Here is a 23759-nt window from a genome sequence, read left to right as displayed (position 1 = left end):
GTTGTCGTACCCGGCCGTTACGCTCGGGCGCATGGCTGTGAACTCGACCCCGGAGTCGCCCCTGCCCGTCGGCGAGGTGTCGCGGCTGATCGGGGGGTGGATCGACCGGCTCGGCTCGGTGTGGGTCGAGGGGCAGATCACGCAGTTGTCGCGGCGGCCGGGCGCCGGGGTGGTGTTCCTGACGCTGCGGGACCCGTCGCACGACATCTCGGTCGGCGTCACCTGCTTCCGGCAGGTCTTCGACGCGGTCGCGGACGTGGTCGGGGAGGGCGCCCGGGTGGTCGTGCAGGCGAAGCCGGAGTGGTACGCGCCGCGCGGGCAGCTGTCGCTGCGGGCGTCCGCGATCAAGCCGGTGGGCGTGGGGGAGCTGCTCGCCCGCCTGGAGCAGCTGAAGAAGTCGCTCGCGCGGGAGGGCCTGTTCGCGCCGGAGCGCAAGAGGTCGCTGCCCTTCCTGCCGCAGCTGATCGGCCTGGTCTGCGGCCGGGCCTCGGCGGCCGAGCGGGACGTGCTGGAGAACGCCCGGCACCGCTGGCCCGCCGTCCGCTTCGAGGTGCGCAACGTCCCGGTGCAGGGCGTGCACGCCGTGCCGCAGGTGGTGCGGGCGGTGGAGGAACTGGACGCGCACGAGGGCGTGGACGTGATCGTCGTCGCGCGCGGCGGGGGCAGCGTGGAGGACCTGCTGCCGTTCTCCGACGAGCAGCTGGTGCGGGCGGTCGCCCGGTGCCGTACGCCGGTGGTCTCGGCGATCGGGCACGAGCCGGACAGCCCGCTGCTCGACCTCGTCGCCGACCTGCGCGCCTCCACCCCGACCGACGCGGCCAAGAAGGTCGTGCCGGACGTCGGGGAGGAGGCCGAGCGGGTACGGCAGCTGCGCGACCGGGCGCGGCGCTGCGTGGCGGCGTTCGTGGACCGCGAGGAGCGCGGCCTGGCCCACGCGCTGGCCCGGCCGTCGATACAGGACCCGCACCGGATGCTGGACGAGCGCGCCGACCAGGTGGCCGCCCTCCTCGACCGGGCCCGCCGCTGCCTGGGCCACGGCCTGGACCGGGCCGACTCCGAGCTGACGCACACGCACGCGCGCGTGGTGGCCCTCTCCCCCGCCGCGACCCTGAAGCGCGGGTACGCGGTGCTCCAGCGCGCCGACGGCCACGCCGTCCGCGACCCCGGCGAGGTGACCCCCGGCGAGGAGCTGCGCGCCCGGGTCGCCGAGGGCGATTTCTCCGTTCGGGTCGATACGTAAGGTGGGTGGATGACCAGCGAGGTGACCAGCGAGGTGGAGCAGTCGGCGGCGGTGTCCGAGGCGCTCGGGTACGAGCAGGCGCGGGACGAGCTGATCGAGGTCGTGCGGCGCCTGGAGGCGGGCGGCACGACCCTGGAGGAGTCCCTCGCCCTGTGGGAGCGGGGCGAGGAGCTGGCCAAGGTCTGCCGCCGCTGGCTGCGGGGCGCCCGCGCCCGCCTGGACGCGGCGCTGGCCGAGGAGGAGGCGGCGGAGGCGGACGCGGAGGCCCCCGGCGAAGAGGCCCCTTAGCCCGGCAGTCGCTCAGCCCCTCAGTCGCTCAGCCCCTCAGGACCCGCTCACTTCCCGCTGTCCTCGGCGAGGGTGTGGGCGACGAGGGCGTTGGCGTGGCCGTGGCCGAGGCCGTGCTCGGTCTTGAGCCAGGTGACCAGTTCCATGTGCTTGGTGAGCGGCGAGGAGCGGATCAGGTCCTGCCACTCCGTGATCGGGCGGCCGTACTTCTTCTCGATGGCCGGGAAGTAGCTGGCGGGGCCCTTGGGCGTGTCGGTCGTCATGTCGGATAGGACCGGCGCCGGGCGGTCGACGCATCGGCACCACGCTGTGATGCGCACCACACTTCATTTGTTGAACGTTGAACATATCTGACGTAAGGTCGGTCCCGTTCACGGCTCCGCTTCGAGCCGACGCACGTCTTGAGGAAGATCACGCATGTCTCTCGTTCTCGACCCCGCCGCCCAGGACCTGCTGTTCCGCGAGGCCCGCACCGCGAACACCTTCACCGACGAGCCGGTGACCGAGGAGCAGGTGCAGGCGATCTACGACCTGGTCAAGTACGGGCCGACCGCGTTCAACCAGTCGCCGCTGCGCGTCACCCTGGTCCGCTCCCCCGAGGCCCGCGAGCGCCTGGTCCCGCTGATGGCCGAGGGCAACCGGCCGAAGACCGCCACCGCCCCGCTGGTCGCGATCCTCTCCGCGGACAACGAGTTCCACGAGGAGCTGCCGCAGCTCTTCCCGCACTTCCCGCAGGCCAAGGACGCCTTCTTCAGCGAGCGCCCGGCCCGTGAGGGCGCGGCGGGTCTGAACGCCGCCCTGCAGGCCGGGTACTTCATCGTCGGCGTCCGCGCCGCCGGGCTGGCCGCCGGCCCGATGACCGGCTTCGACTTCGCGGGCGTCCAGAAGGAGTTCCTGGACGACGACCACACCCCGCTGATGATCGTCAACATCGGCCGCCCCGGCCCGGACGCCTGGTTCCCGCGCTCCCCGCGCCTTGCGTACGAGGACGTCGTCACGACCGTCTGAGTCGCGCACCCCGCACATGCATCAGCCCCCGGCGTTCTCGCCGGGGGCTGATTCGCGCTCGCGGGGGGGGCGCCGCTGTCAGCGCAGCTCCAGCGCCGACACCATCTGGTGCAGCTGCGCGAAGGACCCCGTGCCCGCCACCACCGTCGTCGCGCCCTTGACGCCCCCGGTGTCCCGCAGCACCAGCGCGTCGTAGCGACCGCCCTCGTACCGGGTCCAGGTGCGGCCGTCGATCTTCTCGGTGCGCTCGGTCGCCCGACCGCCCTGGCTGGCCTGGTCGATGAAGACGGCCGGCTTGTCGGTGGACTGCTCGACCGCCACGTACTCGCCGTCCGGGGCGCTGAAGCCCAGGTGCCAGGCGTCGTGGGCCTCGCCCCGGAAGCGGACCGAGGTGGGCTTCCACTCCTTCGCCAGCCCCTCCGGCGCGGCCACCGGGTAGCTCGCGGCGCGGCGCGCGGTGAGCAGCTCGACCCGGTAGTCGACGCGCTTCACGTCGGGCTTGCCGTCCTGGTGCGGGATGAAGAGCCAGACGACGCCCGCCGCGAGCACGATGAGCCCGAGGGAGAGGACCATGTCCCGGGCGGACTTCTGCTTGCCGTTGCTTCCTGCCACCCCCCTATCGTCGCAGGTGCCCGGTCCGCTCATACGTGGGGTCCCCTGCTCATTTTGTCGGACTGACGATAGAGTCGGGGCCATACCCTCATCCGGCCGTCGTCGTATCAGAAAGGTGCGCTCCGATGACCGAGCATCATCATCTGCCGTCCGAACTGGACGTCCCCTCCGAGGCCCCCGACCGCAACCTCGCCATGGAACTCGTGCGGGTCACCGAAGCCGCGGCGATGGCCGCGGGGCGGTGGGTCGGGCGCGGTGACAAGAATGGCGCCGACGGTGCCGCGGTACGCGCCATGCGGACCCTCGTCCAGACCGTCTCGATGAACGGCGTCGTCGTCATCGGTGAGGGCGAGAAGGACGAGGCCCCGATGCTCTTCAACGGGGAGCGGGTCGGCGACGGCACCGGGGCCGAGGTCGACATCGCGGTCGACCCGATCGACGGCACCACGCTGACCGCCAACGGCATGACCAACGCGATCGCGGTCCTCGCGGCGGCCGAGCGCGGGTCGATGTTCGACCCGTCCGCCGTCTTCTACATGGACAAGCTGGTCACCGGGCCCGAGGCGGCCGACTTCGTCGACATCGACGCGCCGGTGTCGGTGAACATCCGCCGGGTCGCCAAGGCCAAGCGGTCCACGCCGGAGGACGTCACCGTCGTCATCCTGGACCGGCCGCGGCACCAGAGGCTGATCAAGGAGGTCCGGGAGACCGGGGCGCGGATCAAGCTCATCTCCGACGGTGATGTGGCCGGATCCATCCTCGCGCTCCGCGAGGGCACGGGGATCGATCTGCTGCTCGGGGTCGGGGGGACGCCGGAGGGCATCATCTCGGCCTGTGCGGTGCAGTGCCTGGGCGGCACCATCCAGGGGAAGCTGTGGCCCAAGGACGACGAGGAGCGGCAGCGGGCGGTGGACGCGGGGCACGACCTCGACCGGGTGCTCACCACGGACGACCTGGTGTCGGGGGACAACGTGTTCTTCGTCGCGACCGGGATCACGGACGGGGAGCTGCTGCGCGGGGTGCGGTACCGGTCGGAGAACGCGACGACCGACTCGATCGTGATGCGGTCGAAGTCGGGCACGGTGCGGCGGATCAGCTCCGAGCATCGGCTGAGCAAGCTGCGGGCGTACAGCGCGATCGACTTCGAGCGGGCTAAGTAGTTTCGGCGCCCAGGGGGTGGGGGGCTGCGGATCGATCGCGACTGCGGGGGCGTTGTGGCTGGTCGCGCAGTTCCCCGCGCCCCTGGACGGCTGCGCCGTCCGGAGCGCCTGGTAGCGGAGCCGCACATGTCACAGCCCCGCGCCCCTGACAGCCCTACTGGCCAGGCCTCTGTCAGCCCGCCGCCGCTATGCGGGTCTGCTTCTTCAGTTCGACCTCGCGGCGGCGGCGCCGGGCCAGGACCACGCGGCGTTCGGCGGCGGTCAGGCCGCCCCAGACGCCGTAGGGCTCGGGCTGGAGCAGGGCGTGCTCGCGGCACTCGACCATGACCGGACACCGGGCGCAGACCCGCTTCGCCGCCTCCTCGCGGGACAGGCGCGCGGCGGTCGGCTCCTTGGAGGGGGCGAAGAACAGGCCGGCCTCGTCGCGCCGGCACACCGCCTCGGTGTGCCAGGGAGCGTCTTGGTCCCTGTCCCGCGCGGGCTCCCGCTGGGCCGGAACGGCGGCTACCTGGAGGGTCGGACGCGGCGGTTGCAGCACGGTCTACTCCTGACGACGGCTTCGCGAGCGAGAGACGACGCGTCGAGACCTACCCGCTGTGCGCGCGCCTATGCACAGAGTTGGCGCCCGCCAACACCCCTTTCCTCACAGGGCCTTGCGCAGACTCCGGTCGACCTTGCGCTGCACCCGCTCCAGGATGTCGGCGACGAACCGGCCCCGCTTGGCCCGCGCCTCGACGTTGCCGAGGACGGCCCAGCCGTCGACGTAGACCACGGGCGCGTCGGTGTCGGACGCGTCCAGGGGGTGCACGTCGAAGTTGCCGAGGACGCCGCCGCCGGTGCCGCGCAGCGACACGTTCTCCGGGACGTCGATCTCGACGTTGCCGAAGACCGACAGGGCCTTGATCACGACCTGCTGGTGCTCGAAGATGGCCTCGCTGAGGTCGATCTCGACGTTGCCGAACACCGCGTAGGCGTGGATGCGGCGCCCCGCGCGCCAGCGGCCCCGGCGGACGGCGCTGCTGAGGACCGCCACCACGTTCTCGTCGGCGACGGCCGGGACCGCGTCGGCCGCCGGGCGGTGCGGCGGGGCGGCGGAGGTCCGGGGGGTGTGCCCGGCGGGCAGGTCGCGGACGAAGGCGTCCAGCTCGCCGACCGTCTTGGCGGCCAGCACGCCCTCCACGCGCTCGGCGTGCTCCTCGGCGGTCAGCCGCCCCTCGGCGAGGGCGTCGCGCAGGATGTCGGCGATGCGGTCGCGGTCGGCGTCCGAGGCGCGCAGCTCCGTGGCCGGCGCGGGGGCGGTCTGCTTCTGAAGGTCCACGACAGCAGCGTACCCACACACGATAGAACGCGACACTCCCCGCACGACTGAGCCTTACCTCACCCGCGCCGGCCGCGCGGCGGGTTCTACGCTGGTGGGGCTCGCCAGTGTCGGCGGGCCGCTGTCTGTCAGAGTGAGGAATGGGCTGCGATGCCTGAGTTCGCGTACACCGATCTGCTCCCCCAGGGCGAGGACACCACCCCCTACCGGCTGGTGACGTCCGAGGGCGTGTCCACCTTCGAGGCGGACGGGCGGACCTTCCTCAAGGTGGAGCCGGAGGCGCTGCGCAAGCTCGCCGAAGAGGCGATCCACGACATCCAGCACTACCTGCGCCCGGCCCACCTCGCCCAGCTGCGCCGGATCGTCGACGACCCGGAGGCGTCGGGCAACGACAAGTTCGTCGCGCTCGACCTGCTGAAGAACGCGAACATCGCGGCGGCCGGCGTGCTCCCGATGTGCCAGGACACCGGCACGGCCATCGTCATGGGCAAGCGCGGCCAGCACGTGCTCACCGAGGGCGGCGACGAGGCGGCGCTGAGCCGCGGCATCTACGACGCCTACCAGAACCTGAACCTGCGCTACTCGCAGATGGCGCCGCTCACCATGTGGGAGGAGAAGAACACCGGCTCCAACCTCCCCGCCCAGATCGAGCTGTACGCCACCGACGGCGGCGCCTACAAGTTCCTGTTCATGGCCAAGGGCGGCGGCTCGGCCAACAAGAGCTTCCTCTACCAGGAGACCAAGGCCGTCCTGAACGAGTCCTCCATGATGAGGTTCCTGGAGGAGAAGATCCGCTCGCTGGGCACGGCCGCCTGCCCGCCGTACCACCTGGCGATCGTCGTCGGCGGCACCAGCGCCGAGTACGCGCTGAAGACCGCCAAGTACGCCTCCGCGCACTACCTGGACGAGATCCCCGCCGAGGGCTCGGCGCTCGGGCACGGCTTCCGGGACAAGGAGCTGGAGGAGAAGGTCTTCGAGCTGACGCAGAGGATCGGCATCGGCGCGCAGTTCGGCGGCAAGTACTTCTGCCACGACGTGCGCGTGGTGCGGCTGCCCCGGCACGGCGCGTCCTGCCCGGTCGCCATCGCGGTGTCCTGCTCGGCCGACCGGCAGGCGGTCGCGAAGATCACCGCCGAGGGGGTCTTCCTGGAGCAGCTGGAGACCGACCCGGCGCGGTTCCTGCCGGAGACGACCGACGAGCACCTCGAGTCGGACGGTGACGTGGTCAAGATCGACCTCAACCGGCCCATGGACGACATCCTCGCCGAGCTGGCCAAGCACCCCGTCAAGACCCGGCTGTCGCTGACCGGGCCGCTGGTCGTCGCCCGTGACATCGCGCACGCGAAGATCAAGGAGCGGCTGGACGCGGGCGAGGAGATGCCGCAGTACCTGAAGGACCACCCGGTGTACTACGCCGGTCCGGCGAAGACGCCCGAGGGGTACGCGTCGGGGTCCTTCGGCCCGACCACCGCCGGGCGCATGGACTCCTACGTGGCGCAGTTCCAGGCCGCGGGGGGCTCCAAGGTGATGCTGGCCAAGGGCAACCGCAGCAAGCAGGTCACCGACGCGTGTGCCGAGCACGGCGGCTTCTACCTCGGGTCCATCGGCGGGCCTGCGGCGCGGCTCGCGCAGGACTGCATCAAGAAGGTCGAGGTCGTCGAGTACGAGGAGCTGGGCATGGAGGCCGTCTGGAAGATCGAGGTCGAGGACTTCCCGGCGTTCGTCGTGGTGAACGACAAGGGCGACGACTTCTTCCAGGACCCGGCGCCGGCGCCGACGTTCACGTCGATTCCGGTGCGGGGGCCGGGGCTGGCGTAGTCGGCCGGGTGCGGCGGGGACGGATCTCGCCCCCGCCGCCCCTACCCGTCCCTCCTCCAGGGGCTCCGCCCCTTCGACCCCGCCCCGCCTCGGGGCTCCGCCCCGGACCCCGCTCCTCAAACGCCGGAGGGGCTGGATCGGCGGAACATTCGCGTCGCCTCACACGCTGTACCCGTCATGAGCGACTACCGCATCGAGCACGACTCCATGGGCGAGGTCCGCGTGCCCGCCGACGCCAAGTGGCGGGCGCAGACGCAGCGGGCCGTCGAGAACTTCCCCGTCTCCGGGCAGCGGATCGAGCGCGCGCACATCGAGGCGCTGGCCCGCATCAAGGGGGCGGCGGCGAAGGTGAACGCGCGCCTCGGGGTGCTCGACCCGGAGATCGCCGAGGCAGTCCAGGCGGCTGCGGCGGAGGTGGCCGAGGGGAAGTGGGACGAGCAGTTCCCGGTCGACGTGTTCCAGACGGGCTCGGGGACCTCGTCCAACATGAACACCAACGAGGTCGTCGCCACCCTCGCCACCGAGCGGCTCGGCCGGGACGTGCATCCGAACGACCACGTGAACGCCTCCCAGTCGTCCAACGACGTCTTCCCGTCCTCCATCCACATCGCCGCCACCGCCGCCGTCACCCGCGACCTCATCCCGGCCCTGGAGCACCTCGCCGCCGCCCTCGGCCGCAAGGCGGAGGAGTTCGCCGACGTGGTGAAGTCCGGGCGCACGCACCTCATGGACGCCACGCCCGTCACCCTGGGCCAGGAGTTCGGCGGGTACGCGGCACAGGTGCGGTACGGCGTCGAGCGGCTGCGCGCCTCGCTGCCCCGGCTCGCGGAGCTGCCGCTGGGCGGCACCGCGGTGGGCACCGGCATCAACACCCCGCCCGGCTTCTCCGCGGCCGTCATCGAGGAGGTGGCCGCCGTGACGGGGCTGCCGCTGACCGAGGCGCGCGACCACTTCGAGGCGCAGGGCGCCCGGGACGGCGTCGTGGAGACCAGCGGGCAGCTGCGGACCATCGCGGTGGGGCTGACGAAGATCGCCAACGACCTGCGCTGGATGTCGTCCGGGCCGCGCACCGGGCTCGCCGAGATCTCCCTGCCCGACCTCCAGCCGGGCTCGTCCATCATGCCCGGCAAGGTCAACCCGGTGGTGCCGGAGGCGGTGCTGATGGTCGCCGCCCAGGTCGTCGGCAACGACGCGACGGTGGCCACGGCGGGCGCCGCCGGCAACTTCGAGCTGAACGTGATGCTGCCGGTGATCGGCAAGAACGTCCTGGAGTCGGTCCGGCTGCTCGCCAACGTCACCCGGCTGCTGGCCGACCGCACGGTGGACGGGATCACCGCGCACCGCGAGCGGGCCCGCGAGTACGCCGAGTCCTCGCCCTCGGTGGTCACGCCGCTCAACAAGTACATCGGGTACGAGCAGGCCGCGAAGGTCGCCAAGAAGGCGCTGGCCGAGCGGAGGACGATCCGCGAGGTGGTCCTGGCGGAGGGGTACGTCGAGCGCGGCGACCTCACCCGGGAGCAGCTGGACGAGGCGCTGGACGTGCTGCGGATGACCCGGCCGTAGCGCCCGCCCGGAAGGATCGGCGATCACCCGAGCGTCGCATGGCCCGGGCACCTAATATCTGTCCATGGCAGACGGTGAAGCGATGAGCGGGGCAACGGCCTTCTTCAAGCCCGGGGACCGGATCCTGTGGCGGTACCGGGAGAACGGGGGCCGGCACTTCCACATCGCCCGCCCCGTCACCGTCGTCCGGGACGACGCCGAGCTGCTCGCCGTGTGGATGGCGCCCGGCACCGAGTGCGTGCGCCCGGTGCTCGCCGACGGCACGCCCGTGCACCTGGAGCCGCTGGCCACGCGCTACACCAAGCCCCGCACCGTGCAGCGCGACCGCTGGTTCGGCACCGGCGTGCTCAAGCTGGCCCGGCCCGGCGAGCCGTGGTCGGTGTGGCTGTTCTGGGAGCCGGGCTGGCGGTTCAAGAACTGGTACGTGAACCTGGAGGAGCCCCTGGTCCGCTGGGCGGGCGGCGTCGACTCCGAGGACCACTTCCTGGACATCACCGTGCTGCCGGACCGCACCTGGCACTGGCGGGACGAGGACGAGTTCGCGCAGGCCCAGCGGGACCGGCTGATCGACGCGCCGCTCGCCGAGCGGGTGCGCCGGGCGGGCCGGGCCGCGGTGGCACGGATCCGCGACTGGGGGCCGCCGTTCTCCGAGGGCTGGGAGCACTGGCGCCCGGATCCGTCCTGGGCGGTACCGTCACTGCCGGGGGACTGGGATCGTACGCCCGCGCATGTGTCCTCATGAGACCCTTGATGCGCCCCCCGGCGGTAAACGTAGGATCGTCCTCCGCAAGGGCGCGCGGCAGGGGCAACCGGCGGAGTACACGCTGTGCTTGACCGATCGTCACCGAGGGGCGGCAAGTCGTGAGCGACGGGTACGAGGACACCAGGGGCGGCCATGACCGCCCCGCCGGTGACACGGGAACAGCCTCTGACGGACCGCACGCGCCGCGCGCAGTCCCGGACGGACGGATGCGACACGCGTGACGGAGCACCCCACCTCCTTCGAGCGCCCGCTGCCGGGCGCCGACCCCGTGGAAACCCACGGGGCACTGCGGCGTTCCCCCGTGCCGCCGCGCACCTCGGGGGACGCGTTAGCGCCCCGGGCGGGCGCGGCGTCGGCGGGCGCCCACGAGCACTCCCAGCCGGGCCCCCGGCAGGCCGCCGAGCCCGACACGCACCGCCCGCGGCCGGCCGCCGAGGGCGTCCCGGTGCAGCCGGGCGCCGGAGCGGCTGACCAGCCGGCGGGCGGGCCCGAGCGCCGCACCGGCCGGGCCTTCGGGCCCGGGCGGCCCACACCCATGCGACGGGACGGGGACCGGCTGCGCTTCGTGGGCGCGGCGACCCGGCGGATCGCCCGGGGCATGGACCTGGACGAGATCGTGATGGGCCTGTGCCGGGCCACCGTGCCGACCTTCGCGGACGCCATCCTCGTCTACCTGCGCGAGCCGCTGCCGGTCGGCGACGAGCGGCCCACCGGGCCGCTGGTGCTGCGGCTGCGCCGCACCGACCGGATCCCCGCCGAGCGGGACGCCGAGACCGGCTTCGCGGCGGCGGCACCGCCCGAGCCGGCGCCCGAGCTGGAGCCGGTGGGCGCCGAGCTGTGCGAGGTGCGGCCCGGCAGCGCGCTCGCGGAGGTGCTGCGCGGGGTGCGCCCGGTCTTCACCGACTCGGCGCCGGCTCGCGCCGCGCTGCCCGAACTCCTCGGCGAGGAGGGTGACTTCGTCGTACCCGACGGGCGGCGGGCGATCCTCGCGCCGCTGCGCGGCCGGCGCCGGGTGATCGGCGCGGCGCTGTTCCTGCGCGGCCCGGAGCGCGTCCCCTTCGACGGCGACGACCTCCTGGTCGCCGCACAGCTCGCCACGCACAGCGCCCTCGGCATCGACAAGGCGGTGCTGTACGGGCGGGAGGCGTACATCGCCGACGAGCTGCAGCGCACCATGCTCCCGGAGAACCTGCCGCGCTGCACCGGCGTCCGGCTGGCCTCGCGGTACCTGCCGGCGGCCGAGACGGCGCGGGTCGGCGGGGACTGGTACGACGCGATCCCGCTGCCCGGCAGCCGGGTCGCGCTGGTGGTCGGGGACGTCATGGGCCACTCCATGACCTCGGCGGCCATCATGGGCCAGCTGCGCACCACCGCGCAGACCCTGGCCGGCCTCGACCTGCCGCCCCAGGAGGTGCTGCACCACCTGGACGAGCAGGCCCAGCGGCTCGGCTCCGACCGCATGGCGACCTGCCTGTACATCGTGTACGACCCGGTCGCGCACCGCATGACCGTCGCCAACGCCGGCCATCCGCCGCCCGTCCTGCTGCACCTGGGCGGCCGCGCCGAGGTGCTGCGGGTGCCGGCCGGGGCCCCGATCGGCGTCGGCGGCGTGGACTTCGAGGCGGTGGAGGTGGACGCGCCGGCCGGGGCGACGCTGCTGCTGTACACCGACGGCCTGGTGGAGTCCCGGCTGCGGGATGTGTGGACCGGCATCGAGCAGCTCCGCGAGCGCCTGGCCGCCACCGCGCAGCTCACCGGCCCGGACCACCCGCCGCCCCTGGAGGCCCTGTGCGACGAGGTCCTCGACATGCTCGGCCCCGGTGACCGGGACGACGACATCGCGCTGCTCGCCGCCCGCTTCGACGGGATCGCGCCGAGCGACGTGGCGTACTGGACGGTGGACCCGGAGGAGCGGGCCCCCGGCAAGGCCCGCCGGATGGCCCGGGGCGCGCTGGCCCGCTGGGGCCTGGAGGAGCTGTCGGACTCGGTCGAGCTGCTGGTCAGCGAGGTGGTCACCAACGCCGTGCGGTACGCCTCCCGGCCGGTGACCGTGCGGCTGCTGCGCACCGACGTGCTGCGCTGCGAGGTCGGCGACGACGTGCCGCAGCTGCCCCGGCTGCGGCAGGCCCGCGCCACGGACGAGGGCGGGCGCGGCCTGGTCCTGGTCAACCGGCTGGCCCGGCGCTGGGGCGCGACGCGGCTGAGCACCGGCAAGGTGGTGTGGTTCGAGCTGAACAGCGGCTGAGCGCGTCCGCTCCGGCCGGCCGAGCGTGTCCCGTCCGGCCGGCTGAGCGTCGCCGAACGCGCGGAAGGGGCGCCCGGTTCGAGTACCGGGCGCCCCTTCCGCGTGGCGCGGCTACTGCTGCTCGCGCCGGTCGCCGTCCGGGAGCAGCGGGTTGTCGTCGTCGCCCGGCGCGGTCGGCGTGCCCGTGGGCGGCGCCGGGGTGGTCGGCCGGTTCGTCGGCGGCGTGGTGGGCGGCTGCGTCGGCTGCCGGGTCGTCGTCGGCTCGTCGGTGGGCGGCGCCGGGGTGGTCGGCTCCTTCGACGGCGTCTTCGTCGGCGTCGGCTCCTTGGAGGGCGTCTCGGTCGGGGTCCTGGTCGGCGTCGGCGGGCGGGTCGGCCGCACGGCGGCGCCCTGCTTGGTGTCGAGGTCGAACTTGGTCACGCCGTCCATGACGCCGAAGGTGTAGGCCGACCAGATCCGCGCCGGGAAGAGACCGCCGTTGATACGGGGCTCGCCCGCCGCCTTGTACATGGGGACGTGCCCGTGCGGGGCCTTGTCGTCCTCGCCGAACAGGCCGACCGATGTGACCAGGCCGGGGGTGAAACCGGTGAACCAGGCCGACCTGTTCTCGTCGGAGGTGCCCGTCTTGCCGGCCACCTGCTGCCCGTCGCGCAGCGGGTTGTCCCGGACGGACTTCTTGGCGGTGCCGTCGTCGACCACTCCGGTCAGGACACTGGTGACGGTGTCGGCGGCCTCGCGGCTGATGACCTGGTCGCCGATGGGGTCGGGCAGGTCGGTCTCGCGGCCGTTGTGCTCGACGGCCTTCAGGACGGCCGGGGTGACCTTCTTGCCGTGGTTGTCCAGGGTGGCGTAGACGCCGGCCATCTGGAGGGGACTCGCGCCCATGCTGCCGAGGGTCTGCGCGGGCACGGGGTCCACGCCCTTGGTGTCCATGCCCAGCTTGCCGGCCACGTCGATCACCTCGGGCATGCCGACATCGACGCCCATCTGCGCGAAGACGGAGTTGACGGACTGGTTCATCGCCTGCTGGACGTCGATGGGCCCGTAGTTGCCGTCGTCCTCGTTCTCCGGGGCGAACCCGACCTTCTTGCCGTCCTCCAGGACCTGGCGTTCGCTGGTGCCGTCGTACATGGTGTCCGCCGTGATCGGGACGCCGTCCTGCGTCTCGGCGTCCTCGTCCACGGCGGCGGCGAGGATCACCGGCTTGAAGGTGGAGGCCGGCTGGTAGTCGACGCGGGTGGCGTTGTTCGTGTAGTGCTTCACGTAGTCCACGCCGCCGTACATCGCCACGACCGCGCCGGTCTTCGGGTCCACGGAGGCGGCGCCCGCCTGCACGTCCGCGTCGACCGTGCGCTTCTTCGGGTCGAGCTTGCTGGTCAACTGCTGCTTGACCGACTGCTCCAGCGCCGCCTGCTTCTTCTTGTCGATGTTCAGGGTGACGGTGTAGCCGCCCGCCTCCACCAGGGCCTCCGCCTCCGTGGAGTTCGCGGCGGTGCCGTCGGCGACGAGCTGCTTCTCCAGCGCGGTGTTGGCCGCCTCCACCAGGTAGCCGGCCTGACCGCTCATCCCGGGGGCCGGCCTCGGCTCCTTGGGCACGGGGAACTTCATCGCCTGGCGGTCGCCGGCGTCCAGCCACTTCTGGCCGACCATGTTGTCCAGCACGTAGTTCCAGCGCTCCTGGACCAGCCGCTTGCCGGTCTCGCTGGCGATCGCCCAGTCGTACTGGTTGGGCGCCTGGAGCAGCGCGGCGAGGTAGGCGCCCTGCTCGACGGTGAGGTCCTCGGCGTCGACGCGGTAATAAGCCTGCGCGGCGGCCTGGATGCCGTAGGCGCCCCGGCCGTAGTAGCTGGTGTTGATGTAGCCGGCCAGGATGTAGTCCTTGGACTTCTCGCGGTCCAGCTTGAGCGAGATGACCATCTCCTTCAGCTTGCGGGAGACGGTCTGGTCCTGCGTCAGGTAGTAGTTCTTGACGTACTGCTGGGTGATCGTGGAGCCGCCCTGCGCGCCCTTGCCGGAGACGGTGTTGAGGAGGCCGCGGGCGGTGCCCCTCAGGTCGACGCCGGAGTCCTGGTAGAAGGTCTTGTTCTCGGCGGCGACGAAAGTGTGCTGGACGCCCTTGGGCACCTTGGCCAGGTCGACCTTCTCGCGGTTGTAGCCCTTGCGGGCCATGATCGAACCGTCGCTGTACTTGTAGACGTTGCCCTGGCGCTCGGCGTCGGCGTTCCCCTCGGGGATGTCGATCACCATGTACAGCACGACGAAGGCGCCCATGCCGAGCAGGACCAGACCGAAGACGGTGCCGAGGATCTTCTTCCAGGTGAACAGCCGGCGTATCCGGCCCCGGCCGTCCGCCGGGGCCGAGCGGCGACGCCTGGGCGCCGCGCGGTGCCCACCGCGCTGTCGCGCTCTTCTCTCTTCCGCTCGCCCCATGGGTCCGATCCGCTCCGATTCGGTCATGTGTGTTCAGACGTCACACAGGTTCGCCGCTCAGGTCAGCTCAGAAAGCTAACACCGGGAGATGTGACAAAGAGCCATCGATCCGCCCTTGTGGGGACGTGAGAATCAGCACCCACCCCTAGGGAACCGACGTGCGAACGGGGTTCGGGGTTGCCGCTACCGGGTAAAGTGATATCACTTAGCTATTCCTGAGCTATGGGAGGGGACACCCATGACCGCACACGACACCGCGCACGCCGACGCCGACGTGCCCGAGATGCCGGCGCCCCGGGTACGGGAGACGCAGGCGCACAGCATCGGCGGCGGCCTCGCGCTGCTGCTCGGACTGCTCGGCCTGGTGGCCGGCGCGGGCCTGGTGGCGGCCGGCGCGACGGTCTCGGCAACCGGCGCGAAGGCCGCGCTGATCGTCGCCGGGATCCTGGTCGCCCTGGCCGCCTTCCTCGCGATGTGCGGGCTGAACATGGTGGCGCCGGGCGAGGCCCGCGTGGTGCAGCTCTTCGGGCGGTACCGGGGCACGATCCGGGAGGACGGGCTGCGCTGGGTGAACCCGTTCACCTCGCGCACCAAGATCTCCACCCGGGTGCGCAACCACGAGACGGCCGTGCTCAAGGTGAACGACGCGTACGGCAACCCGATCGAGCTGGCCGCGGTGATGGTCTGGCGGGTCGAGGACACCGCGCAGGCCACCTTCGAGGTCGACGACTACGTGGAGTTCGTCTCCACCCAGACCGAGGCGGCCGTGCGGCACATCGCCATCGAGTACCCCTACGACGCCCACGACGAGGCCGGCCTGTCGCTGCGCGGCAACGCCGAGGAGATCACCGAGAAGCTCGCCGTCGAGCTGCACGCGCGCGTGGAGGCGGCCGGCGTGCAGATCATCGAGTCCCGCTTCACGCACCTCGCCTACGCCCCCGAGATCGCCTCGGCGATGCTCCAGCGCCAGCAGGCCGGCGCGGTGGTCGCGGCCCGCCGGCAGATCGTGGACGGCGCCGTCGGCATGGTCGAGGCGGCCCTCGCCCGGATCAGCGAGCAGGACATCGTGACCCTGGACGAGGAGCGCAAGGCGGCGATGGTGTCCAACCTGATGGTCGTGCTCTGCGGGGACCGCGCCGCCCAGCCGGTGCTCAACACGGGGACGCTCTACCAGTGACGGACGGCACGGAGGGCACGGCCGAGGACGCCGGGGCGCGCCGGCGCCGGGCCGCGCAGCAGCGCAAGCAGGTCCTGCTCCGCCTCGACCCCCGGGTCTACGACGCCCTGGCCCGCTGGGCGAGCGACGACCTGCGCTCGGCCAACGCGCAGATCGAGTACCTGCTGCGCCGCGCCCTGGCCGAGGCGGGCCGGCTGCCCGGCGACACCGGCCCGCTGCCCCGGCGCGGGCGGCCCCCGGGCACGTAGCGCAATCGTGACAATCGGCCCCGACCTGGGATCCCGTACCCAGGGCCACCCACTCTGCACCCGGCGTATACATGGCACGTATACACCGTGTGTAGAGTGCTCCTCATGTCCATCGGTCACACCCTTCTGGGGCTCCTGGAGTCCGGGCCGCGTCACGGTTACGACCTGAAGCGCGCCTTCGACGCGAAATTCGGCCACGACCGGCCGCTGCACTACGGCCAGGTCTATTCGACGATGTCCCGGCTGCTGAAGAACGGCCTCGTCGTCGTCGACGGCGTCGAGGCGGGCGAGGGCCCCGAGCGCAAGCGCTACGCCATCACCGACGCCGGCATCACCGACGTCGAGCAGTGGCTCGGCACGCCGGAGAAGCCCGAGCCCTACCTCCAGTCGGCCCTGTACACCAAGGTCGTCCTCGCCCTGCTCACCGAGCGGAACGCCGCCGACATCCTCGACACGCAGCGCTCGGAGCACCTGCGCAGCATGCGCATCCTGACCGACCGCAAGCGCGGCGGCGACCTGGCGGACCAGCTCATCTGCGACCACGCCCTGTTCCACCTGGAGGCCGACCTGCGCTGGCTTGAGCTGACCGCGGCCCGCCTGGACAAGCTCCGAGAGGCGGTGGCCCGATGACCCCCGCCGGTTCGCTGCTCACGGCCGAGGGCCTGACCAAGACCTACGGCCCCACCAAGGCCCTGGACGGCGCCGGGTTCTCCATCCACGCCGGCGAGGTCGTCGCCGTGATGGGCCCCTCCGGGTCCGGCAAGTCGACGCTGCTGCACTGCCTGGCCGGCATCGTGCCGCCCGACGCCGGGACGATCACCTACCAGGGCCGCGAGCTGACCGCGATGAGCGACGCCCAGCGCAGCCAGTTGCGCCGCAGCGAGTTCGGGTTCGTCTTCCAGTTCGGCCAGCTCGTGCCCGAGCTGACCTGCGTGGAGAACGTCGCCCTGCCGCTGCGCCTGAACGGCACCTCCCGCAAGGAGGCCGAGCGGGCCGCGCTGAGCTGGCTGGAGCGCCTGGAGGTCGACGACCTCGCGAAGAAGCGCCCCGGCGAGGTCTCCGGCGGCCAGGGCCAGCGCGTCGCGGTGGCGCGGTCGCTGGTCACCGGGCCGCGCGTGCTGTTCGCCGACGAACCGACCGGCGCGCTCGACTCCCTCAACGGCGAGCGGGTGATGGAGCTGTTCACGGACGCCGCCCGCTCGACCAACGCCGCCGTCGTCCTCGTCACCCACGAGGCCCGGGTGGCCGCCTACTCCGACCGCGAGATCGTCGTCCGCGACGGCAGGTCCCGGGACATGGAGCGCGCCGTATGAACGTCCGGCAGTGGGCCGGCGACCTGGGCCTCGGCGTCCGCTTCGCCTTCACCGGCGGGCGCGAGGGCTGGACCCGCGCCCTGCTGACCGCCGTCGGCGTCGGGCTCGGCGTGGCACTGCTGCTGCTGACCACGGCGGTGCCGAACGCGCTCGCCGCGCGGGACCGCAAGGGCGACGAGCGCGTCGACATCACCTACGCCGAGACCAGGATGCCCAAGGCGAACGACACCCTGGTCGTCGCGAACGTCGACACCGACTACCGCGACAGGACCGTCCGCGGCCGGGACCTGGAGCCCGAGGGCGCGCGGGCGCCGCTGCCGCCCGGCGTGGCCGCCTTCCCGAAGCCGGGCGAGATGGTCGTCTCCCCCGCGCTGAAGGAGCTGCTGGACTCGGACTCCGGCGCGCTGCTGCGCGAGCGGCTGCCCGGGCGGATCGTCGGCACGGTCGCCGAGAGCGGCCTGGTCGGGCCCGGCGAACTCACCTTCTACCGGGGCGCCGACGACCTCGCCCGGAGCATCGACGGGGGCCGGGTCGACCGGATCGACGCGTTCGGCAAGCAGACCTACCCGACGCCGGAGCGGGCCGACCCGGTGATGATCCTGCTGATCCTGGTCGTCTTCGTGGTGCTGCTGATGCCGATCGCGGTGTTCATCGCCGCGGCCGTGCGGTTCGGCGGCGAGCGGCGCGACCGGCGGCTCGCGGCACTGCGCCTGGTGGGCTCCGACAGCCGCATGACGCGGCGGATCGCGGCCGGCGAGGCGCTGGCCGGCGCGGTGCTGGGGCTGCTCTTCGGCGCCGGGTTCTTCCTGGCGGGCCGTCAGCTGGCGGGTGAGCTGGAGGTGCGGGACATCAGCGTCTTCCCCGGCTATCTGAACCCCTCCCCCGTGCTCGCCCTGCTGGTGGCGGTCGCGGTGCCGGCCGCGGCGGTGCTGGTGACGCTGCTCGCGCTGCGCGGGGTGGTCATCGAGCCGCTCGGCGTGGTGCGGTCGAGCACGCCGCGCCGGCGCCGGCTGTGGTGGCGGCTGCTGCTGCCGCTGGGCGGCCTGGGCCTGCTCCTGCCGATGCTCGGCAAGGGGCGCGAGAACGGCGACTTCAACGAGTACCTGGTGATCGGCGGCGTCGTGCTGCTGCTGTTCGGCGTGACGGCGCTGCTGCCGTGGATCGTGGAGTCGGTCGTCGCCCGGATGGGCGGGGGCGGGGTCTCCTGGCAGCTGGCCGTGCGGCGGCTGCAGTTGAGCAGCGGCATGGCGGCCCGCATGGTCAACGGCGTCGCGGTCGCGGTGGCCGGGGCGATCGCGCTGCAGATGCTGTTCGCCGGCGTGGAGAGCGACTACACCGAGGACACCGGGCAGGACCTCACCTTCGCGCAGATGCAGGTGTCTCTGCCGAGCGGGGTGCCGCTCGCGCCGGCCGCGGAGAAGCTGCGGCACACCCAGGGGGTGAAGGCGGTGCACGCCTTCGACGAGGGCTTCCTGAGCGACCGCGCCAAGGACCCTGAGGACGGGACCATGATGACGATCGGCGACTGCGCGTCCCTCGCCCGCATCGCCCGCGTGTCCGCGTGCCGGGACGGCGACGTGTTCCTGGTCCGCGGGGCCGTCAACGACCAGGGCGTGGACCTGGACAAGCTGGGCACGGCGGGGCGGACGCTGTACCTCGACGCCCAGGGCGGGCGGCCGGACCGGAAGCCCGTCCCCTGGACGGTTCCCGCGGGTGTCCGGCCGGCGCAGGCCATGGCCGGCCTCCAGCCCGGGGTGGATCGCGGCGGCTTCCTGCTCACGCCGAAGGCCGCGGCCGCCGTGCACGAGAGGATCGCGCCCGGGCTGACCGGGGAGACCTACCTGGACGTCGACATGTCCGCGAAGGACGTGCAGGAGCGGGTGCGCAACACCGCGGAGGCCATCGACCCGCTGACGTACCCGATGACCTGGGTGAGCACCCGGCAGACCGACCGCTTCGAGGCCGTCCGCACCGGGCTCCTGGTGGGCGCGGCGTGCGTCCTCGCGCTGATCGGCGCGAGCCTGCTGGTCTCCCAGCTGGAGCAGTTGCGGGAGCGGCGGAAGCTGCTGTCGTCCCTGGTCGCCTTCGGCACCCGGCGGCGCACGCTGGGCCTGTCGGTGCTGTGGCAGACGGCGCTCCCCATCGCGCTCGGCCTGGTCCTGGCCGGGGTGGTCGGCGTGGGCCTGGGCGCGATCCTGCTCAAGATGACCGCCACCCCGATCCGCGTCGACTGGCCCGGCGTCCTGTCCATGACGGGCATCGCCGCGGGCGTCGTCCTGGCGGTGACCCTGCTCAGCCTGCCCCCACTGATGCGGCTGATGCGGCCGGAGGGGCTGCGCACGGAGTAGGGGGCGGCGGGGGGCGCCGAGCAGGGGGCCTGCGCCCGGATCAGGGGCGGCGCCGAGCAGGGCGCTGCGCACCGAGCGGGGCGGACACGAGAGGGCGCGACCGGCGGGGGGGGGCCGGCCGCGCCCTCGTCCGTCCTGTATCCCGCGTCCCGCGTCAGGCAGCCGGCACCCCGGCCCCGACCTTCGCCCACCTCGCCACAGACGGCCGACACCAGAACGCGCCCGCGTCCGCCCCGGCTCGGGCGGCCACCGGCCGCACCGTCGGGTCCGTCATCGCCCCCGCAGAGCCGGCGCGACCGGCTCCGGGACGCCGGGTCGGCGACGGAGCCGCAAGGGGGGCAGGCCGGTGCAGACGAGGGCCCCGCACCCTCCCCCGTACGTCCCCTCAGGCGCCCACCGGCCGCACCGGCAGGTCCGTCATCGCCCCGCGCAGGGCCGCGGCCAGCTCCTCGTACTCCGCGGAGCGGGCCGCGCCGGTGCGCATGGCCAGGGCGACGCGGCGGCTGGGGGCGGGGGCGGCGAAGGAGCCGGTGAGGAGCTGGGTGGAGCGGGCGGTCTCCACGCGGACCGCCGTGCGGGGCAGCAGCGTCACGCCGAGGCCGCCCGCCACCAACTGCACCAGCGTGGACAGGCCGGCCGCCGTGGTGGTCGCCGGGACGTCCGCGCGGCCCGCCTCGCGGCAGATGTCCAGCGCCTGGTCGCGCAGGCAGTGCCCCTCGTCCAGGAGCAGCAGCCGCAGCTCGCGCAGCGCGGCCCGGTCGATGCCCTCCCGGCCGCCGAGCTGGTGGTCGAGCGGTGTCACGAGTACGAAGTCCTCGTCGAACAGGGGCAGTTCGGTGACGCCCGGCACGCCGAGCGGGACCGCGAGCAGCAGCAGGTCGAGCCGGCCGGAGGCCAGGCCCTCCAGGAGGCTGGCGGTCTGCTCCTCGTGGACCTGGGGGTCGAGGTCGGGATAGCGGTCGTGGACCAGCCGCAGCACCGTCGGCAGCAGGTACGGCGCCACCGTCGGGATGACGCCCAGCCGCAGCGCCCCCGTGAACGGCGCCCGTACCGCCTCCGCCTCCTCCAGCAGCGCCCCGACCTCCGCGAGCACCGCCCGCGCCCGCACCGCGATCCGCTCACCGGCCGGCGAGAGCAGCACCTTGCGCGTCGTACGCTCGAGGAGGGTGACACCGAGTGCCTCCTCCAACGCGGAGACGGCGCCGGAGAGGGCGGGCTGGCTCATGCCGATCGCGGCGGCGGCGTCGCGGAAGTGCAGGTGCTCGGCGACCGCGGCGAACGCCCGGAGCTGCGCGAGGCTGGGCTGCCTCTTCCGGGCCGCCACCGGCTCTCGGACCTTCACTGGTCATCACCTGCCACCTATAGCCAACTCCGATCAACCCGACCGAGTGTAGCTATTTCCCGAATCAATGCACCCTGTGCCAACATCATCGACGTCCAACCCGTGAGGAACGCTCGCAATCCGGGCGTTCCTTCGTTGCAAGGAGAGCGCGTGCTCACTGTCGGTGACAAGTTCCCCGAGTTCGATCTGACCGCCTGCGTCTCGCTGGAGAAGGGCGAGGAGTTCCAGCAGATCAACCACAAGACCTACGAGGGTCAGTGGAAGGTCGTCTTCGCATGGCCCAAGGACTTCACCTTCGTGTGCCCGACCGAGATCGCCGCCTTCGGCAAGCTGAACGACGAGTTCGCCGACCGCGACGCCCAGGTCCTCGGCTTCTCCGGCGACTCCGAGTTCGTGCACCACGCCTGGCGCAAGGACCACGCCGACCTGCGTGACCTGCCCTTCCCGATGATGGCCGACTCGCGCCACGAGCTGATGCGCGACCTCGGCATCGAGGGCGAGGACGGCTTCGCCAAGCGCGCCGTCTTCATCGTGGACCAGAACAACGAGATCCAGTTCTCCATGGTGACCGCCGGCTCCGTCGGCCGTAACCCCAAGGAGGTCCTGCGGGTCCTCGACGCCCTGCAGACCGACGAGCTGTGCCCGTGCAACTGGAGCAAGGGCGACGAGACGCTCGACCCGGTCGCGCTGCTCTCCGGGGAGTGAGCTGAGATGTCCCTCGACACCCTGAAGTCCGCCGTCCCGGACTACGCCAAGGACCTGAAGCTCAACCTGGGCTCGGTCATCGGCAACTCCGACCTCCCGCCGCAGCAGCTGTGGGGCACCGTGCTGGCGACCGCCATCGCCTCGCGCTCCCCCATCGTGCTGCGCGAGCTGGCCCCGGAGGCGAAGGCGAACCTGACGCCGGAGGCGTACACCGCCGCCAAGTCGGCCGCCGCGGTGATGGCGATGAACAACGTCTTCTACCGCACCCGGCACCTGCTGTCGGACCACGAGTACGGCACCCTGCGCGCCGGCCTGCGGATGAACGTCATCGGCAACCCGGGCGTCGACAAGGTCGACTTCGAGCTGTGGTCCTTCGCGGTGTCCGCGATCAACGGCTGCGGCATGTGCCTGGACTCGCACGAGCAGGTGCTGCGCAAGGCCGGCCTGGACCGCGACACGATCCAGGAGGCGTTCAAGATCGCCTCCGTGATCCAGGCAGTCGGCGTCACGCTGGACGCCGAGGCGGTCCTCGCCGAGTAGTCCGGCCCCGTGACAGCGAAGGGCCCCGTCCACCACGAGCGGTGGGCGGGGCCCTTCGTCGTACGCCGCCTATGCGTCGTACGCCGTCTACGCGGGCGGGTCGGTCCGCGGCGGCCTCGGCCCGGCCGGGGGCTCCTCCGCCGGGGCGGGGTCAGCGACCGGCGGGGCGCCGGGGTCCGGGGACACGCCGGGGTCGAGGGGCGCGTCGGGGGTGAGCGGGGCGTCCGTCACGACGGGCGGGGCGGCCTCCGTCGGCACCGCCCCCAGGGCCGTCGCGCCGTGCGGCTTCGGGGAGTCCGGGAGCGCCGCCTCCCGGGAGTGCGTCCGCAGATAGCCGACGACCGTGTTGGTCACCGCCACCAGCGGTACGGCCACCACCGCGCCGCCGATGCCCGCGATCATGCCGCCCGCGGCCACCGAGAGCACCACCGCCAGCGGGTGGACCCGCACGGCCCGCCCCAGGATGAACGGCTGCAGGATGTGGCCCTCGATCTGCTGCACCACCAGCACGACGACCAGCGTCATGACGGCCGCGAACATGCCCTGCGTCACCAGCGCGACCACCACCGCCAGCGCGCCGGACACCACCGCGCCGACCAGCGGGATGAAGGCGAACAGGAAGATGAACACGGCCAGCGGCACGGCCATCGGCACGTCGAGGAAGTAGATGCCGATGCCGATGAAGATGGCGTCGATCAGCGCCACGATGACGGTGCCGCGCACGTACGCGGTCAGCGTCCGCCACGCCCGCGGCCCGGCCCCGGCCACGCCCGGGCGCGCCGCCGCCGGCACCAGCTTCAGCGTCCACTGCCAGATGCGCGCGCCGTCGTAGAGCAGGAAGAGCGTGGAGAAGACGGCCAGCAGGATGCCGGTGAGGGCCTCCACGACGACCGTGACGCCCTCGAGGCCCGCCGAGGTGATCTGCTCGGTGTTGGCGCCGACCGCCTCGCGCAGGTTCTTGGCGGTCTCGTTGATCTGCTTGTCGGTGACGTGGAAGGGGCTGTTCAGCAGCCAGTTGCGCAGTTCGTCGATGCCGTCCTGGATCTGGCTGGAGAGGTTGTCGATGTTCTCCATGACCTGCCAGGTCACGAACCAGCCGATCAGGCCGATCACCACGAACCCGAGGAACGCGGTGAGCGCGGTGGCCAGCCCCCGCGGCACCCCGTGCCGGCGCAGCCGGGCCACGGTCGGCTGGAGCATGGCGGTGATCAGCAGCGCGGCGACGAAGGCCAGCACCACCAGTTGCACCGCGCTGATCACCCGCATCAGCACCCACACCGTGCCGGCCAGCACCAGCAGCCGCCAGCCGGCCTCCGCCGCCACCCGCACGCCCCACGGCACGGCCTGCGCCGGGTCGGGGCGCGGGGGCTGGGGCTGTGGCGGTACGGCGGTTTCGGCGGCGGCCGGTGTCGCCGGCCCCCGGCCCGCGGTCACCGGGTCGGGCGTCCGCCGCTCGTCGGCGTCGGCCACCTCGGCGCGGCGCTCGTCCAGCTTTCTGCTCACCTGCGTCAGCTCGGCGCCGAGCCGGCCGATCCACTCTGGCACTCGAGACACGTTCCGTCCTCTTCCCCCGTCCGCCCCCGCCACTCCCCGTCCCCGGCGACGGTACATGGGAGCAGCCCCTCACCGAAGGACGGGGAG

At 72.6% G+C, this 23759-nt stretch carries 22 protein-coding genes; 15 read left to right on the top strand and 7 right to left on the bottom strand.

Annotated features, from left to right (window positions below):
* Positions 1 to 31: 31 nt before the first annotated feature.
* Together xseA and ACGFZL_RS08755 are read left to right on the top strand one after the other, a co-directional pair.
* The gene (gene xseA, locus ACGFZL_RS08760) at positions 32 to 1240 is read left to right on the top strand and encodes an exodeoxyribonuclease VII large subunit (RefSeq protein ID WP_393690169.1); all 1209 of its coding nucleotides are present in this window, start codon (positions 32 to 34) and stop codon (positions 1238 to 1240) included.
* 21 nt (positions 1241 to 1261) lie between these two features.
* The gene (locus ACGFZL_RS08755; RefSeq protein WP_393690210.1) at positions 1262 to 1528 is read left to right on the top strand and encodes an exodeoxyribonuclease VII small subunit; all 267 of its coding nucleotides are present in this window, start codon (positions 1262 to 1264) and stop codon (positions 1526 to 1528) included.
* Between the two features lie 47 nt (positions 1529 to 1575).
* Here the strand turns inward: ACGFZL_RS08755 and ACGFZL_RS08750 are convergent, their stop codons facing one another.
* Entirely contained in the window at positions 1576 to 1791 is a 216-nt protein-coding gene (locus ACGFZL_RS08750; RefSeq protein ID WP_393690168.1) for a DUF4287 domain-containing protein, read from the bottom strand.
* A 154-nt stretch (positions 1792 to 1945) separates the two neighbouring features.
* Between ACGFZL_RS08750 and ACGFZL_RS08745 the strand changes: the two genes are divergently transcribed.
* Positions 1946 to 2536, top strand: a complete 591-nt coding sequence (locus tag ACGFZL_RS08745; protein WP_355174343.1) for a malonic semialdehyde reductase — start codon at positions 1946 to 1948, stop codon at positions 2534 to 2536.
* Between the two features lie 78 nt (positions 2537 to 2614).
* Here the strand turns inward: ACGFZL_RS08745 and ACGFZL_RS08740 are convergent, their stop codons facing one another.
* Positions 2615 to 3148, bottom strand: a complete 534-nt coding sequence (locus tag ACGFZL_RS08740; protein ID WP_355174345.1) for a DUF4245 domain-containing protein — start codon at positions 3146 to 3148, stop codon at positions 2615 to 2617.
* Positions 3149 to 3273: 125 nt separating this feature from the next.
* Here ACGFZL_RS08740 and glpX point away from each other — a divergent pair, with 125 nt between their 5' ends.
* A complete protein-coding gene (gene glpX, locus ACGFZL_RS08735; RefSeq protein WP_393690167.1) occupies positions 3274 to 4308 on the top strand; it encodes a class II fructose-bisphosphatase in 1035 nt (344 codons plus the stop codon).
* A 172-nt stretch (positions 4309 to 4480) separates the two neighbouring features.
* Here glpX and ACGFZL_RS08730 read toward each other — a convergent pair whose 3' ends face one another.
* Together ACGFZL_RS08730 and ACGFZL_RS08725 are read right to left on the bottom strand one after the other, a co-directional pair.
* Entirely contained in the window at positions 4481 to 4846 is a 366-nt protein-coding gene (locus tag ACGFZL_RS08730) for a WhiB family transcriptional regulator (protein WP_355174349.1), read from the bottom strand.
* Between the two features lie 105 nt (positions 4847 to 4951).
* Positions 4952 to 5626, bottom strand: a complete 675-nt coding sequence (locus ACGFZL_RS08725; RefSeq protein WP_393690166.1) for a DUF1707 domain-containing protein — start codon at positions 5624 to 5626, stop codon at positions 4952 to 4954.
* A gap of 150 nt (positions 5627 to 5776) precedes the next feature.
* Between ACGFZL_RS08725 and ACGFZL_RS08720 the strand changes: the two genes are divergently transcribed.
* From ACGFZL_RS08720 to ACGFZL_RS08705, 4 genes are all read left to right on the top strand, one after another.
* Entirely contained in the window at positions 5777 to 7444 is a 1668-nt protein-coding gene (locus ACGFZL_RS08720) for a fumarate hydratase (protein ID WP_393690165.1), read from the top strand.
* A gap of 177 nt (positions 7445 to 7621) precedes the next feature.
* On the top strand, positions 7622 to 9007 hold the full coding sequence (locus tag ACGFZL_RS08715) for a class II fumarate hydratase (protein WP_393690164.1): 1386 nt from the start codon (positions 7622 to 7624) through the stop codon (positions 9005 to 9007).
* A gap of 64 nt (positions 9008 to 9071) precedes the next feature.
* Complete coding sequence (locus ACGFZL_RS08710) at positions 9072 to 9749, top strand: DUF402 domain-containing protein (protein WP_393690163.1); 678 nt, start codon at positions 9072 to 9074, stop codon at positions 9747 to 9749.
* Between the two features lie 238 nt (positions 9750 to 9987).
* Positions 9988 to 12015 (top strand): SpoIIE family protein phosphatase, encoded by a 2028-nt coding sequence (locus tag ACGFZL_RS08705; protein ID WP_393690162.1) that lies wholly within the window; start codon positions 9988 to 9990, stop codon positions 12013 to 12015.
* A 111-nt stretch (positions 12016 to 12126) separates the two neighbouring features.
* Here the strand turns inward: ACGFZL_RS08705 and ACGFZL_RS08700 are convergent, their stop codons facing one another.
* A complete protein-coding gene (locus ACGFZL_RS08700; RefSeq protein ID WP_393690161.1) occupies positions 12127 to 14445 on the bottom strand; it encodes a transglycosylase domain-containing protein in 2319 nt (772 codons plus the stop codon).
* A gap of 238 nt (positions 14446 to 14683) precedes the next feature.
* Between ACGFZL_RS08700 and ACGFZL_RS08695 the strand changes: the two genes are divergently transcribed.
* The 5 genes from ACGFZL_RS08695 (at position 14684) to ACGFZL_RS08675 (ending at position 19531) form a co-directional block, all read left to right on the top strand.
* Entirely contained in the window at positions 14684 to 15622 is a 939-nt protein-coding gene (locus ACGFZL_RS08695) for an SPFH domain-containing protein (RefSeq protein ID WP_393690160.1), read from the top strand.
* Entirely contained in the window at positions 15619 to 15870 is a 252-nt protein-coding gene (locus ACGFZL_RS08690) for a hypothetical protein (RefSeq protein ID WP_393690159.1), read from the top strand. Before ACGFZL_RS08695 ends, ACGFZL_RS08690 begins: the two co-directional genes overlap by 4 nt.
* Positions 15871 to 15975: 105 nt before the next feature.
* Positions 15976 to 16500 (top strand): PadR family transcriptional regulator, encoded by a 525-nt coding sequence (locus ACGFZL_RS08685; RefSeq protein WP_355174365.1) that lies wholly within the window; start codon positions 15976 to 15978, stop codon positions 16498 to 16500.
* Complete coding sequence (locus ACGFZL_RS08680) at positions 16497 to 17183, top strand: ABC transporter ATP-binding protein (protein ID WP_393690158.1); 687 nt, start codon at positions 16497 to 16499, stop codon at positions 17181 to 17183. Before ACGFZL_RS08685 ends, ACGFZL_RS08680 begins: the two co-directional genes overlap by 4 nt.
* A complete protein-coding gene (locus ACGFZL_RS08675; protein WP_393690157.1) occupies positions 17180 to 19531 on the top strand; it encodes an ABC transporter permease in 2352 nt (783 codons plus the stop codon). The genes ACGFZL_RS08680 and ACGFZL_RS08675 overlap by 4 nt, the downstream gene beginning before the upstream one ends.
* Before the next feature lie 385 nt (positions 19532 to 19916).
* Here the strand turns inward: ACGFZL_RS08675 and ACGFZL_RS08670 are convergent, their stop codons facing one another.
* Entirely contained in the window at positions 19917 to 20855 is a 939-nt protein-coding gene (locus ACGFZL_RS08670) for a LysR substrate-binding domain-containing protein (protein WP_393690209.1), read from the bottom strand.
* Between the two features lie 168 nt (positions 20856 to 21023).
* On the opposite strand from ACGFZL_RS08670, the gene ACGFZL_RS08665 reads away from it, so the two are divergent.
* Entirely contained in the window at positions 21024 to 21578 is a 555-nt protein-coding gene (locus tag ACGFZL_RS08665; protein WP_355174371.1) for a peroxiredoxin, read from the top strand.
* A gap of 6 nt (positions 21579 to 21584) precedes the next feature.
* Entirely contained in the window at positions 21585 to 22118 is a 534-nt protein-coding gene (locus ACGFZL_RS08660) for an alkyl hydroperoxide reductase (RefSeq protein WP_355174373.1), read from the top strand.
* Positions 22119 to 22205: 87 nt separating this feature from the next.
* Here ACGFZL_RS08660 and ACGFZL_RS08655 read toward each other — a convergent pair whose 3' ends face one another.
* On the bottom strand, positions 22206 to 23672 hold the full coding sequence (locus tag ACGFZL_RS08655) for an AI-2E family transporter (protein ID WP_393690156.1): 1467 nt from the start codon (positions 23670 to 23672) through the stop codon (positions 22206 to 22208).
* Between the last annotated feature and the right edge of the window lie 87 nt (positions 23673 to 23759).

It is taken from the genome of Streptomyces sp. NPDC048182 (genome assembly GCF_043202555.1).
Lineage (GTDB): Bacteria > Actinomycetota > Actinomycetes > Streptomycetales > Streptomycetaceae > Streptomyces.
The sequence above is the reverse complement of the archived record's forward strand: the minus strand, read 5'-3'. Positions and strand labels throughout refer to the sequence as shown.

Coding starts and splice junctions, on each gene's coding strand:
- xseA (WP_393690169.1), top strand. CDS start 32: ATGGCTGTGAACTCGACCCCGGAGTCGCCCCTGCCCGTCGGCGAGGTG.
- ACGFZL_RS08750 (WP_393690168.1), bottom strand. CDS start 1,791: ATGACGACCGACACGCCCAAGGGCCCCGCCAGCTACTTCCCGGCCATC.
- ACGFZL_RS08745 (WP_355174343.1), top strand. CDS start 1,946: ATGTCTCTCGTTCTCGACCCCGCCGCCCAGGACCTGCTGTTCCGCGAG.
- glpX (WP_393690167.1), top strand. CDS start 3,274: ATGACCGAGCATCATCATCTGCCGTCCGAACTGGACGTCCCCTCCGAG.
- ACGFZL_RS08720 (WP_393690165.1), top strand. CDS start 5,777: ATGCCTGAGTTCGCGTACACCGATCTGCTCCCCCAGGGCGAGGACACC.
- ACGFZL_RS08715 (WP_393690164.1), top strand. CDS start 7,622: ATGAGCGACTACCGCATCGAGCACGACTCCATGGGCGAGGTCCGCGTG.
- ACGFZL_RS08710 (WP_393690163.1), top strand. CDS start 9,072: ATGGCAGACGGTGAAGCGATGAGCGGGGCAACGGCCTTCTTCAAGCCC.
- ACGFZL_RS08700 (WP_393690161.1), bottom strand. CDS start 14,445: ATGGGGCGAGCGGAAGAGAGAAGAGCGCGACAGCGCGGTGGGCACCGC.
- ACGFZL_RS08695 (WP_393690160.1), top strand. CDS start 14,684: ATGACCGCACACGACACCGCGCACGCCGACGCCGACGTGCCCGAGATG.
- ACGFZL_RS08685 (WP_355174365.1), top strand. CDS start 15,976: ATGTCCATCGGTCACACCCTTCTGGGGCTCCTGGAGTCCGGGCCGCGT.
- ACGFZL_RS08680 (WP_393690158.1), top strand. CDS start 16,497: ATGACCCCCGCCGGTTCGCTGCTCACGGCCGAGGGCCTGACCAAGACC.
- ACGFZL_RS08675 (WP_393690157.1), top strand. CDS start 17,180: ATGAACGTCCGGCAGTGGGCCGGCGACCTGGGCCTCGGCGTCCGCTTC.
- ACGFZL_RS08660 (WP_355174373.1), top strand. CDS start 21,585: ATGTCCCTCGACACCCTGAAGTCCGCCGTCCCGGACTACGCCAAGGAC.